Here is an 11,849-nt window from a genome sequence, read left to right on the forward strand (position 1 = left end):
GTGGTCGACAGCACCCCGGGAATGGTGGCGCCGAGGGCGACGTCGACCTGTTTTGAACCGTTTGCCAGTCCGGCGGCGGCCGTCAGCATTCCCAAGGCGCTGGCGTCGACGCCGAGGCCGGCGGGCCTTTGCCCAAGGCCCAATTTGCCGACGGAGCCGAGATCGACCAGATGACTGAGCGGGATCTGGACCGTGCTGGTCGACTTGGACGCGATCGTCTGCAGGGCGACTTTGGCCGTGTTGCCAAGCCCGGGCACATTGGCCATGGCCGTGGCGATCTGGCCGACGGTCGCCTTCGATGCCAGCACATCCGAATACGACACGCCGGTCAGGTTCAGCTGTGTGGCAAGACCGTCCACGAAGGAGAGCACGCTCACATCCGCGGAGATCAGCGCGTTGTAGTCCATGACGCTGAGCGAGATGTTGCTGCCGAGAAGCCCGCCGAGAAGCGCGTTGAGGATACCGCCATCGAGGCTGGCGAGCCTCGATCCGACCGAGAATGTCGCCTGTGGCGTCATGCTGGCGGTGGCTTGGGTGCCGATGACGGGAGTGGGGATCAGGGAACTCGCGAAATAGCGGGCGGGGATCTTCTTCAGGGTGACACGGACGGCATTGTAGGGGGTTATGCTGGCCTGGAAACGCTGGCCCACATTGGCCCCGGATGCCACATATCGCCCGGGCGTGACCGTCACGACGGTTTTGCCGACCGCCGGCTCGATCGTCTGTCCCGAGCTTTGAACGACAACCCCTGGCATGCCGTTGTCGGTCAGCGTGGTAACGACCGCTGTATTGACATTGGTCATGTTCGAGGCGGCGGTGATCGCCGCCAGATCCACCATTGCCTGCGCTTCGCGGCGCTCGGTGTAGATCGAGGCTTCGTCGATGGCCACTGCGGCCAGCGCCAGCGCCACCGGCGCGCTCAATGCCGCCATGACGGTGAAGTTCGCTTTCCTGTCACTCAGCATCAACCGGGCAAGCCGACCGATCCCATTGCACGCATGCAGCAGCATTCAAATGCCCCCGACCCTGATCGTTGACTGGCGCCTGATCGTGGTCCCGGGCATGGCTATGCCCGGGAAAAGGTTCCAGATCGGCAGGTTGCGGGCGTCGTATTGGATGGACACCACGAACTGGCTTCCATCGGCCGAGCTGTCGTTGGCCTGGTAGGTCAACTTGCTGACATCCACGAAGGGATATCCGCCGGCATTGTTGGTGACGAAGCTGGCTACGAGCGTTTGACGTTCGGTTTGGTTCAACCCGGCAATTGCCGTGCGGGCGGCATCCGCTGCGATCTGCTGGATCGAGTTGGCGGCGCCGAAGTATATACCGTACGCAACCATTCCGAGTAGAAGAAGAATGAAAATCGGTGAAAGCAAGGCAAACTCAACCGCAGAGGTACCGCGCTCTTCTTGAAATTTCCGCATTAGTTGACGGATTTTGGGCAATTTACTTGCTCCGTTACTCATAGCCGCCGCGCGTCTGAAGCTCGAACCGTATAGAAGGTATTCGTAATGTAACCTCAGGTTGCTTAAGAACGCATTAAGACATTCCGGCAAACTGGCATGGCTCCCGATTCGCGGTGAAAAGTAGCGTCGAGGTGAAGAAACCAAGTCAAGCTTTTGGTTTCGGCTGGTGTTTCAGCGGCCACACCATAGCTTTCGTCCGCCTTACTTTGGGTGACCCAGAGAGTCTGTTGAAATAAAAATTCTCCGCGTTAGTGTCTGGGCACGAGCCGCAGGACGGGAACCAGCGGCGCGCTCAAAGGGGTCAGATATCGGCTCCAGGGCGTCAACACTTAATAGGCGCGCCAACGGCAGCGCCGACAGGGAGAACTTCATGCTGAAAAACATGCTGAAGGCGACTGTGTTCGCCACGACGATGACGCTGGCCGCCGGGACGTTCTACGCGCAGGCCTTTGCCGAGACCGTCTATAACAGGGGCACCGCCGCTGAATCGGAGTCGGTCGATCCGCACAAGACCTCCACGGTTTACGAAGCCAATGTCCTGCGCGACCTGTTCCAGGGCTTGGTCATGCAGGACCAGAAGGCCAATCTCATTCCTGGTGCCGCCGAGAGCTGGACGGTTTCGGACGACGGAACCGTCTATACGTTCAAGCTGCGCAAGGACGGCATGTGGTCGGATGGCAGCCCGGTTACGGCGGACGATTTCGTCTATGCCTTCCACCGGCTGGAGGATCCGGCGACCGGCGCCGAATATGCCTCGATGCTGTATCCGGTAAAGGGTGCGGAGGACGTCAACACCAAGAAGGGCAAGCCTGAGGACATGGGCGTCAAGGCGATTGACGCAAATACCCTGGAGGTCACGCTGAAGGCGCCGACGCCCTACTTCCTGGAGATGCTGACCCACCAGGCGACCTATCCGGTGAGCAAGGCCTCCATCGAAAAGCTCGGCGCCGATTGGATCAAGCCCGGCAATCTCGTTTCGAACGGCGCCTATACGCTGGCCGAATGGGTTCCCAACGATCATATGAAGCTGGTCAAGAACCCGAAATTCTGGGATGCGGCGACCGTCAAGTTCGACGTCGTCAACTACATCCCGACCGAGGACCGCTCTTCGGCGATGAAGCGCTTCGAGGCAGGCGAACTGGACAGCTACGACGACCTTCCGACTGAACAGCTCGCCGATCTCAAGACCAAGTTTGGCGACCAGATCCACGTCGGACCGTATCTCGGCACCTATTATTATGCGATCAAGACCGACAAGGCGCCGTGGGATAATGTAGAGCTGCGCAATGCCATCTCGATGGCGATCGACCGCGACTTCCTCGCCGAAAAAGTCTGGCAGAACTCGATGCTGCCCGGCTATTCAATGGTGCCTCCCGGCATCGAAGGCTACACGCCGGCAATGGCCAAATATGCGGACATGCCGCAGATCGACCGCGAGGATGCGGCCAAGAAGATCCTCGAGAAACTCGGCTATACGCCCGAAAAGCCGCTGAAGATGGAAATCCGCTATAACACGTCGGAAAACCACAAGAACACTGCGGTGGCGATCCAGGAACAGCTGAAGCCGCTTGGCGTCGACGTCACGCTGCTCAACACCGACACCAAGACCCACTACTCCTTCCTCGAGCAGAAGGGCAACTATGATCTGGCACGTGCCGCCTGGATCGCCGACTACAAGGATCCGGAAACCTTCCTCGGCATCTCGCGCAAAGCCAGCGGCAACAATTATTCGGACTACAACAGCCCGGCCTATGAAGCGGCCATGGACAAGGCCGCCGCCGCCGGCGGCAACCCCGAACAGCGCATGAAGGAACTGGCCGACGCCGAACGCATCCTGGTCGACGACGTCGGCCAGATACCGCTCCTCTATTACAGCTACCACGATATCGTCTCCTCGAAGCTGCATGGCTTCGTCGACAACGTGATGGACGTGCATCCGTCGCGCTTCGTCAGCAAGGACTAACCCTGGCCAAGCCACCGCGCCCTCCAGGCGCGGTGGCGATGGTTTGCCATCGCATCGGCCCGGGTACCGGAATTCGATTTCGGCAATGCCGGTGCGAAGATTTGAAAGCTGGAGCGCGGCCGTCCAACTGGACGCGCGCGGCTCTGGATCAAGCGGGGCACCGATGCTGCGATACGTATTACGGCGGCTTCTGACCGCCATTCCAACGCTGTTCGTCATCGTGACAATGGCGTTTTTCCTGATGCGCGTCGCGCCGGGCGGTCCATTCAACCAGGAGCGGGGGCTCAGTCCCGAGATCAGGGCCAATCTCGAAGCCCAGTTCGGCCTCAACGACCCGCTCTGGCTACAATTCGTCCACTATCTCGGCAATCTGTTGCGCGGCAATTTCGGCCCGAGCTACAACATGCCGGATTTCACCGTCACCGAACTGTTCGCCAAGGGGCTGCCGATTTCGGTTCAGCTCGGCGCCTCGGCGCTCGTCCTGGCGCTGCTGCTCGGTTCCGTGCTCGGCACCATTGCGGCGCTCAATCAGAACAAGCTTGGCGACTATACGGTGATCGCGCTGGCGACGGCCGGCAGCACCATCCCAACCTTCGTCATCGCGCCGGTGATCCAACTCCTGTTCGGGCTGACCTGGAGGCTGCTGCCGATCGGTGGGTGGGGCGATGGCGCTTTCATCAACAAGGTCGGTCCGGTGCTGACGCTCGCCCTGCCGCAGATCGCCATCGTCGCCCGGCTGATGCGTGGCTCGATGATCGAATCCTTGCGGTCCCACCACATCCGCACGGCGCGCGCGCTGGGCCTGTCCGACTGGTCGGTGGTGGTCAAGCATGCTTTGCGCGGCGCCATCCTGCCGATCGTCTCCTTCACCGGTCCGGCGGCGGCGGCACTGCTGACCGGCTCGGTCATCGTCGAGACGATCTTCTCCATCCCAGGCGTCGGCCGCTATTTCGTCGATGCCGCGCTCAATCGTGACTACACGCTGGTGATGGGAACGGTGGTGGTGATCGCCATCTTTACCATTGTCTTCAACCTGTTCGTCGACGTCATGTACGCGGTCGTCGATCCGAGAGTGCGCTATGACTGACATCGCGGCCACAGTCGCCCCCACCGTCATCGGCCGTTCGCTCTGGGGGGATGCCTGGGCGCGGCTCAAGGCCAATCGCGCCGCCATGTTCAGCCTGTATTACCTTGCCCTGATCGGGGTCGTCAGCGTGTTCGGGCCATGGTTCGTGCCGCATCAATACACCACCATTTATGCCGACTATGTGCGCATGCCGCCAAGCCTGTCAGCTTATCCGAAGGCCGACATGATCGAGACGGCGCTCACCGAAGCGATCAAGCGCATGCGGGTCGACATCAAGGAATGGCGGCAGGAAGGCAACCAGGTCTTCGTCACCGTCAAGTCGACCAGGCCGATCGACGATCGCAACATCCGCTATCTTGACCGATCCGATGCCTTTGACGACACCAAGATCGAGAGCAAGTCGCCGGACGGTCTCGAAGTGACGATGAGCGCCTCGATCAAGCAGCAATATTTCCTGTTCGGCACCGACAACACCGGACGGGACCTGTTGTCGCGCACGCTGATGGCCGGGCGTATATCGCTGGCCATCGGCCTGCTCGCGGGCGTCGTGGCGGTGGTCATCGGCGTGGTCTACGGGGCCGCTGCCGGTTTTGCCGGAGGCAAGGTCGACGAGGTGATGATGCGCATCGTCGACGTGCTCTATTCCTTGCCCTTCATCTTCTTCGTCATCATGCTGGTGGTGTTCTTCGGCCGCAACTTCGTGCTGATGTTCCTGGCCGTCGGCGCCGTGCTGTGGCTCGACATGGCGCGCATCGTGCGCGGCCAGGCACTGTCGATCCGCCGCCAGGAATATGTCCAGGCGGCGGAAGCCATGGGCGTCGGCCAGCGCGGCATCCTGCTGCGCCACGTCATCCCCAACCTGCTCGGCCCGGTGGTCATCTACATGACGCTGCTGGTGCCGCAGGTGATCATCCTGGAAAGCTTCCTATCGTTTCTCGGCCTCGGCGTGCAGGAGCCGATGACCAGCTGGGGCGTTCTGATCTCGGTCGGCGCCAAGAACATCGGCACCGCCAACTGGCTGCTCCTGTTCCCCGCCTTCTTCCTCGTCTCGACGCTGTTTGCGCTGAACTTCGTCGGCGACGGCCTGCGCGACGCACTCGACCCGAGGGATCGCTAAGATGGGGATCGCTAAGATGCGGATCGATAAAGAGGGGGACCGCTGAGATGGCTGCTTCCGAAACGATCCTCAGCGTCAAGGATTTGCGTGTCCGCTTCCGCACGCTCGACGGCGCCGTCGAGGCGGTCAAGGGCATAAACATCCATGTCAAATCGGGCGAGACCGTTGCCGTGGTCGGCGAATCCGGCTCCGGCAAAAGCCAGACGATGATGGCGGCGATGAGCCTGCTGGCGTCGAATGGCGAAGCGACAGGCAGCGTCGACTATCGTGGCCGCAATCTTCTAACGCTCAGCAAATCCGAGCTCAACAAGGTCCGTGGCCGCAAGATCAGCATGATCTTCCAGGAGCCGATGACTTCGCTCGATCCGCTCTATTCGATCGGCAACCAGTTGATCGAACCGATCCGCCGGCATCGGGGTCTGAATGTCGCCGAGGCGCGTGAAGAGGCGCTCAAACTGCTGCGGCTGGTGCATATTCCCGATCCCGAGCGGCGGATGAAATCCTATCCGCACGAAATGTCGGGTGGCCAGCGCCAGCGTGTGATGATCGCGATGGCGCTCGCCAACGACCCTGACATATTGATCGCCGACGAGCCGACGACGGCGCTCGATGTGACCATACAGGCGCAGATCCTGATGCTTCTGGCCGAATTGCAGCGCAAGCTCGGCATGGCGATCGTCTTCATCACCCACGATCTTGGCATCGTCCGCCGCTTTGCCGATCGGGTCTATGTCATGCGCCAGGGCGAGGTTGTCGAGGAGGGGGAGGCGGAGGCCATCTTCGTCAACCCACAGCATGCCTACACGAAAATGCTGCTGGCGGCCGAGCCGACCGGCAGCAAGGCGCCGCCGCCCGCCAACGCCCCAGTGCTGCTCGAAGGCAGGAATGTCGAAGTGACGTTCAGGATCGGCGGCGGGTTTCTTGCTGGCGAACCGCTGATGCTGCGTGCAGTCGATCACATCTCGATCCGGCTGCAGCGCAACCAGACCATCGGCATCGTTGGTGAATCCGGCTCGGGCAAGTCGACGCTTGGCCGCGCCTTGCTGCGGCTGTTGCCGAGTGACGGGCTCATCCGTTTCGGCGATCGCGACATTTCCCAAGCCGACAGGCAGGCGATGCGGCCGCTGCGGCGCCAGATGCAGCTCGTCTTCCAGGACCCGTTCGGCTCGTTGTCGCCGCGCATGACTGTCGGCCAGGTCATCACCGAAGGACTTCTGGTGCATGAGCCTGACCTTTCGGGCAAGCAGCGTGATCAACGCGCGGTCGAGGCATTGCGCGAGGTCGGCCTCGACCCCAACGCCCGCAACCGCTACCCGCACGAATTCTCCGGCGGTCAGCGGCAGCGCATCGCCATTGCCCGCGCCATGATCCTGAAGCCCAGGCTGGTGGTGTTGGATGAGCCGACTTCGGCGCTCGATCGCTCTGTGCAGAAACAGATCGTCGAACTGCTGCGCAAGCTGCAGGCGGACCACGAATTGTCCTATCTCTTCATCAGCCACGATCTGTCGGTCGTGCGCGCCATGGCCGACTACATCATCGTCATGAAACAGGGCAAGATCGTCGAGGAAGGGCCGACCGAGGCGATCTTCAGCAATCCGCAGCACGCCTACACACAGACGCTGATGGCCGCCGCGATCGACGTGACGCGATTTCGCCTGAGCGCCTGAACCGGGCTCTGCACCGAGGCGTTGGCTGTCCGCTCAATTCGCGGTCCTCGGGCACTTGCGCGCTCGCACGGCGGCAATGGCATCCTGTTGCTGCTTAAGCCGGTCGATCCTGGCTGTTTCACGGTTGGCTACCGCGGTCTTCACGCGTGAGCCGCCGAGCAGCCAGCGTGGAACATTGGTGTTGGCGACCTTGCCGCGCGTGATTGCCGTTTGCGAGATGTCACGGGCGACGTCTCCCATCGCACTGTTGAGGTCGGTGCACGTCATTGAATCGTATTTCGCTGGATCGACGGTTCTGCCGAGCGATGAACAGCCAGCGACGAGAACCAGCGTCATCACAAGAATCAAGGGCGGGGCTGTGGTTGAATTCAAATTCATGTCGCACTCGGCCCGCCGTTTCACTCATTCCATCAGGTTAATCGACCCTAGAGCCGACGGGCCTTTTCGTCAAAATATGCGGCCGCGAAGGAACCTGCCACAGGGCTCGGCCATGCGGTCGACAGCAGGAACATCCCCAGTCTGAATTGCTATTTGCCGGGTGTGGAGTTCAATCGCTGGCAAACGGAGAGTGCCGGTTCCGGCGACGTCGAGGCGGCTTTCCTAAGCTGCTTCGGCCACCAACGTCGACGAGGGACCGCCGAGCACTGTCTGAGCGATCTCGGCGTCATTTTCATCGACATGCGCCGTCACCAGGACGACGCCCTCGGCCACGTCCTGATCATCCGCCTTCATGGCGCGCAGGGCGAATGTTCCAAACAGACCGCCGGCAACGCCGCCACAGACCGCGCCAGCCACCGCTGTTGGCAATACGCTCGCAGCAACAGGATTGATGCCAACTGCCGCAACGGCGCTCAGACATGCCAACCCGCCGGCAGCAGCGCCCAGTACCGATCCCAAAGCGGAAACCCAAACAGATCCTGCCCCGTCATTGTAAGGCCCGATGATCGCGATCTGTACGCGAGGAATTCCGGCCGCCACCAGGTTGCTAGCGACCCGCGTCGCATCGGCGTGGGAATCAAAAAGTCTGCTAATCGTCGGCATGGTCGCTTAACGCTTCGGGCTGTTCAGCAGCGTGTCGGTGAGGAATGACGCGGCAATCAGGTCGTCAACCTCGATTCGGCCCTCGCCGCCCTCCATGATGGCCGCGACCTTCTGGAAGGTCTTCATCTCGTCTTCGGTAATCTGGGCTTGCTGCATCCTGGCCTTGATCTCTGTTACTCGCGTGCTCAGGGCATCGGATCGTTTGGTCTCACGGTTCGACATGCTGCTGCTCTTGGTTTCATCGATCATTTTTGCCCGCCACCCCGAATTTGGGGCAAGCGCATGCGTTTCCAACCTGGACTTCGGTCGGGCAGGGGTCAGACCTAAGTCTGGCTAGGGGCAATTGTCTTGCCGACGGTGCTGCCAAAAGCATGATCAAAGGGCCTCTCGTGGCCCGATTCCTTCAAGAATCGGGCCGGAGATCTGTGGTCAGTACCCGTCGTTCTCGATCACCACGGGATGGTGCCGATGGTGGTGGCGATGGGTGGAGACGGAACCTGTCACGACAACGGTATCGCGGTGATGATGCCGGCGCCCATGGTCGTAGAACGCCACAGTACCATGGCGGCGGTGGTGTAAGCGCTGACCGTCTTCGTTGATGATCTTGACGCTGCCGTGATGTCGATGATGGGTTCTAACAACCACATCGGCTTCGGCTGCCGAAGCCACGACGGGCAGTCCAATGGAAAGCGCCAACGCGCACATGATCATTGTTTTCATTGCAATTTCTCCGTTTTCTTAATTAGCCCTTCATTGGATTAACTGCCCCTGATCGCTTTGGTTCCGGTGGTCCGGCATCGGCCCGAACGTTCACTGTCACCGCCGGATCTGGTCAACGACGGAACATTAGACGTGCCTGATGGTTTTATTTCTCGCAGCCGGGATCACGATTTGGTGTCTGCTGCGGATCAGTCGGCAAAGACTGGTCGGCCCGCGTTCTCCGCCAGAGGCGCGGGCTTCCCCCAGGCAACAGGAGAGAGATCATGAACAATATCATTTGGCTCGTTGGAGCTGTGGTCATCGTGATAGCGATCTTGAGCTTTTTTGGCCTCCGCTAGCCGGACGCGCGTACCAGTTGAGATGTTTTCCGGAATCTGTTCGCGAGCGCACGCACGAAGGCATCAGGCGGCCGGTTGAGACCGTCTGGTTGCTGTCCAGTGCAACAGGCATCGCTGTCGGCCGGCGGGGAGACGCGAGTAATCTCGCTTGAGGGGCAGGTGGAGCGCCGAAGTCGGGATGCGCTAACTCTTTGTTTTTTCTGGTCGGAGTGGCAGGATTTGAACCTGCGACCCCCTCGTCCCGAACGAGGTGCGCTACCAGGCTGCGCTACACTCCGTGACCAGACCGCGGGCTTATAGCCGCCACACTTCGTTCCTGCAAGCGGCATGGCAGCACTTCTGTCGCATTTCATCGGCTTTCGTCGAGCATAGCCCGAAAGGCTCGGATTCCCTCCTGGGATAAACGTGGCTTAAAGCCTTCTGTGCTAAGCCGCAGTCCTCGACAACTCGTAATTTCCGCCACTCGGAGTTTTCCAGTCTTGTCCTTCAGCATCGTTGGCGACGCCCGGCCCAACAGTTTCGAGTTCGAAACCGAAGCGCTGATCAAGCCATCCGGCTTTCGAGAATATGATGCGCGCTGGTGGTTTGGCCATCCCGGCTCCGCGCAACTGCCGGAGCTCAATCTGATTGGCGTCCAGGCGCTCGGAATGGGGCTTGGCACGCTGATCCGCCGTGTCGGTGCCGGTCCCGATATCGTCACCGGGCACGATTTCCGCTCCTATTCGCTTGGCATCAAGCTGGCGCTGGTGTCCGGTTTGATGGCTGCAGGCGCTCGGGTGAGGGACATCGGACTGGCGTTGTCGCCGATGGCCTATTTCGCCCAGTTCGCACTGGACGTGCCTTCGGTCGCTATGGTCACCGCCTCGCATAACGAGAATGGCTGGACCGGCGTCAAGATGGGTGCGGCGCGGCCGCTGACTTTCGGGCCGGAAGAGATGAGCGCGCTGAAGCAGATTGTAATGGCCGGCGATTTCGACCTTGTCGGCGGCGGGTCTTATGATTTCGTTCCCAATTTTCGCGCTACTTATCTCGACGATCTGACCGAGGACAAGCGCATCACCCGAAAGCTGAAAGTGGTCGCCGCCTGCGGCAACGGCACCGCCGGCGCCTTCGCGCCGCAGGCGCTGCAGCGCATCGGCTGCGAGGTCATCCCGCTCGATGTCGAACTCGACCACACCTTTCCGCGCTACAATCCCAATCCCGAGGATATGCAGATGCTGCATGCCATCAGGGACAAGGTGCTTGAGACTGGAGCCGATGTCGGCCTTGGCTTCGACGGTGACGGCGACCGCTGCGGCGTCGTCGACAATGAGGGCAATGAGATTTTTGCCGACAAGGTCGGTGTGATGCTGGCGCGCGATATCTCCAGCCAGCATCCGGGCTCGACCTTCGTCGTCGACGTCAAGTCGACCGGCCTGTTCAACACAGACAGCGTGCTGCGCGCCAACAGCGCCGTCACTGACTACTGGAAGACCGGCCACTCCTACATCAAGCGCCGCGTCGCCGAGCTTGGCGCCGTCGCCGGTTTCGAAAAGTCGGGCCATTTCTTCTTCAACCCGCCAGTCGGGCGGGGATATGACGATGGGCTGGTCACCGCCATCGCCATCTGCCAGATGCTGGATCGCAGCTCCGGCAGCTCGATGGCCGATCTCTACCGCGCGCTGCCGCTGACCTTTGGCACGCCGACCATGTCGCCGCACTGCGCGGACGATGTGAAGTATGGCGTTGTCGAGCGGGTGGTTGCCGACTTTCAGGCCATGAAGCGGGATGGAACGGTTTTTGCGGGCCAGAAGATCGCCGACCTCATCACCGTCAACGGCGTGCGCGTTGTCGCCGAGGACGGCACCTGGGGACTGGTGCGCGCCTCGTCGAACAAGCCGGAACTGGTCGTGGTCGTCGAAAGCCCGGTGTCGTCGCAGCGTCGACGGGAGATGTTCGAGGCTGTCGACACCGTGCTGCGCCGCAGCCCCGAGGTGGGCGCCTACAACCAGACATTCTGAGTATCCCTTAGGCCGCCGGCTGACAGCCGCACGTCTGCCTGATCGATCACACCCCAACGCGCGCGCTGTTGGAGCTCGCGGCGTCAAAAGTACCGTTGTGGGTCACCTGCGCTTCGCCCAGTAATTGCAGGACCCATCCCGGCGTCCGAGTGAACCTTGGTGGCCGCTGGGATACGCATCATGATCGGAGACGCGAACAGGTGCAAACTTCCCCTGTCGGTGATGAGACCCAAGGATCAGTCGCTTGACCTGTCCTGGTTGTGGCGCGCTCTTCTCGTCAACAGGCGGATGCCATCTTCATCCATGATGAGCTGAGTGCGATACCCGTCGAATTTGATCTCGTGAATCCAGTCGCCCCGCTTGGGCGGGTGTCGACAAGCTCCGGCTCAATAGGTGGGATGAACTTCAAACGCATGAACTGCCTCGCAAGACTGCGATTCAATATAGCGT

The 11,849-nt window shown here is 60.9% G+C and carries 11 protein-coding genes, 1 tRNA gene and 1 pseudogene; 5 read left to right on the plus strand and 8 right to left on the minus strand.

Annotation, left to right across the window (positions count from 1 at the left end; translation table 11 throughout):
- Nucleotides 1–1,010 (minus strand): pilus assembly protein TadG-related protein (locus EN991_RS08200; RefSeq protein ID WP_281058790.1); only part of this gene is annotated, 1,010 nt, incomplete at its 3' end.
- A complete protein-coding gene (locus tag EN991_RS08205) occupies nucleotides 1,011–1,424 on the minus strand; it encodes a TadE/TadG family type IV pilus assembly protein (RefSeq protein WP_174564973.1) in 414 nt (137 codons plus the stop codon).
- 412 nt (nucleotides 1,425–1,836) lie between these two features.
- Between EN991_RS08205 and EN991_RS08210 the strand changes: the two genes are divergently transcribed.
- From EN991_RS08210 to EN991_RS08225, 4 genes are all read left to right on the plus strand, one after another.
- Nucleotides 1,837–3,429, plus strand: coding sequence for a peptide ABC transporter substrate-binding protein (locus tag EN991_RS08210; RefSeq protein WP_127368549.1), 1,593 nt, complete (start codon nucleotides 1,837–1,839; stop codon nucleotides 3,427–3,429).
- 163 nt (nucleotides 3,430–3,592) lie between these two features.
- Complete coding sequence (locus EN991_RS08215; protein ID WP_127368550.1) at nucleotides 3,593–4,516, plus strand: ABC transporter permease subunit; 924 nt, start codon at nucleotides 3,593–3,595, stop codon at nucleotides 4,514–4,516.
- Entirely contained in the window at nucleotides 4,509–5,633 is a 1,125-nt protein-coding gene (locus tag EN991_RS08220) for an ABC transporter permease subunit (RefSeq protein ID WP_013532690.1), read from the plus strand. Before EN991_RS08215 ends, EN991_RS08220 begins: the two co-directional genes overlap by 8 nt.
- 47 nt (nucleotides 5,634–5,680) lie before the next feature.
- Nucleotides 5,681–7,300, plus strand: a complete 1,620-nt coding sequence (locus EN991_RS08225; protein WP_013532689.1) for an ABC transporter ATP-binding protein — start codon at nucleotides 5,681–5,683, stop codon at nucleotides 7,298–7,300.
- A 33-nt stretch (nucleotides 7,301–7,333) separates the two neighbouring features.
- Here EN991_RS08225 and EN991_RS08230 read toward each other — a convergent pair whose 3' ends face one another.
- The 5 genes from EN991_RS08230 to EN991_RS08250 all read right to left on the minus strand — a co-directional run bounded on the left by EN991_RS08230 (nucleotide 7,334) and on the right by EN991_RS08250 (nucleotide 9,677).
- Nucleotides 7,334–7,678, minus strand: a complete 345-nt coding sequence (locus EN991_RS08230; RefSeq protein ID WP_127368552.1) for a hypothetical protein — start codon at nucleotides 7,676–7,678, stop codon at nucleotides 7,334–7,336.
- Between the two features lie 222 nt (nucleotides 7,679–7,900).
- Entirely contained in the window at nucleotides 7,901–8,341 is a 441-nt protein-coding gene (locus EN991_RS40800; protein ID WP_245460921.1) for a hypothetical protein, read from the minus strand.
- A 6-nt stretch (nucleotides 8,342–8,347) separates the two neighbouring features.
- Nucleotides 8,348–8,563, minus strand: a complete 216-nt coding sequence (locus EN991_RS08240; protein WP_024503705.1) for a hypothetical protein — start codon at nucleotides 8,561–8,563, stop codon at nucleotides 8,348–8,350.
- A gap of 207 nt (nucleotides 8,564–8,770) precedes the next feature.
- Nucleotides 8,771–9,061 (minus strand): hypothetical protein, encoded by a 291-nt coding sequence (locus tag EN991_RS08245; protein ID WP_024503706.1) that lies wholly within the window; start codon nucleotides 9,059–9,061, stop codon nucleotides 8,771–8,773.
- Nucleotides 9,062–9,600: 539 nt separating this feature from the next.
- Nucleotides 9,601–9,677: transfer RNA gene (locus tag EN991_RS08250), tRNA-Pro, on the minus strand.
- Between the two features lie 201 nt (nucleotides 9,678–9,878).
- On the opposite strand from EN991_RS08250, the gene EN991_RS08255 reads away from it, so the two are divergent.
- On the plus strand, nucleotides 9,879–11,399 hold the full coding sequence (locus EN991_RS08255; protein ID WP_127368551.1) for a phosphomannomutase/phosphoglucomutase: 1,521 nt from the start codon (nucleotides 9,879–9,881) through the stop codon (nucleotides 11,397–11,399).
- 272 nt (nucleotides 11,400–11,671) lie between these two features.
- Here the strand turns inward: EN991_RS08255 and EN991_RS40805 are convergent.
- Nucleotides 11,672–11,814, minus strand: a pseudogene (locus EN991_RS40805) (ATP-dependent DNA ligase); the annotation flags it as partial.
- Nucleotides 11,815–11,849 lie beyond the last annotated feature (35 nt).

This window comes from Mesorhizobium sp. M7A.F.Ca.US.005.03.2.1, from assembly GCF_003997795.1.
Lineage (GTDB): Bacteria > Pseudomonadota > Alphaproteobacteria > Rhizobiales > Rhizobiaceae > Mesorhizobium > Mesorhizobium ciceri.

Excerpts from the sequence above, each read along its gene's own strand:
- EN991_RS08225 (WP_013532689.1), top strand. The coding sequence starts at position 5,681 with ATGGCTGCTTCCGAAACGATCCTCAGCGTCAAGGATTTGCGTGTCCGC.
- EN991_RS08240 (WP_024503705.1), bottom strand. The coding sequence starts at position 8,563 with ATGTCGAACCGTGAGACCAAACGATCCGATGCCCTGAGCACGCGAGTA.
- EN991_RS08205 (WP_174564973.1), bottom strand. The coding sequence starts at position 1,424 with ATGCGGAAATTTCAAGAAGAGCGCGGTACCTCTGCGGTTGAGTTTGCC.
- EN991_RS08230 (WP_127368552.1), bottom strand. The coding sequence starts at position 7,678 with ATGAATTTGAATTCAACCACAGCCCCGCCCTTGATTCTTGTGATGACG.
- EN991_RS08210 (WP_127368549.1), top strand. The coding sequence starts at position 1,837 with ATGCTGAAAAACATGCTGAAGGCGACTGTGTTCGCCACGACGATGACG.
- EN991_RS08215 (WP_127368550.1), top strand. The coding sequence starts at position 3,593 with ATGCTGCGATACGTATTACGGCGGCTTCTGACCGCCATTCCAACGCTG.
- EN991_RS08245 (WP_024503706.1), bottom strand. The coding sequence starts at position 9,061 with ATGAAAACAATGATCATGTGCGCGTTGGCGCTTTCCATTGGACTGCCC.
- EN991_RS08220 (WP_013532690.1), top strand. The coding sequence starts at position 4,509 with ATGACTGACATCGCGGCCACAGTCGCCCCCACCGTCATCGGCCGTTCG.
- EN991_RS40800 (WP_245460921.1), bottom strand. The coding sequence starts at position 8,341 with ATGCCGACGATTAGCAGACTTTTTGATTCCCACGCCGATGCGACGCGG.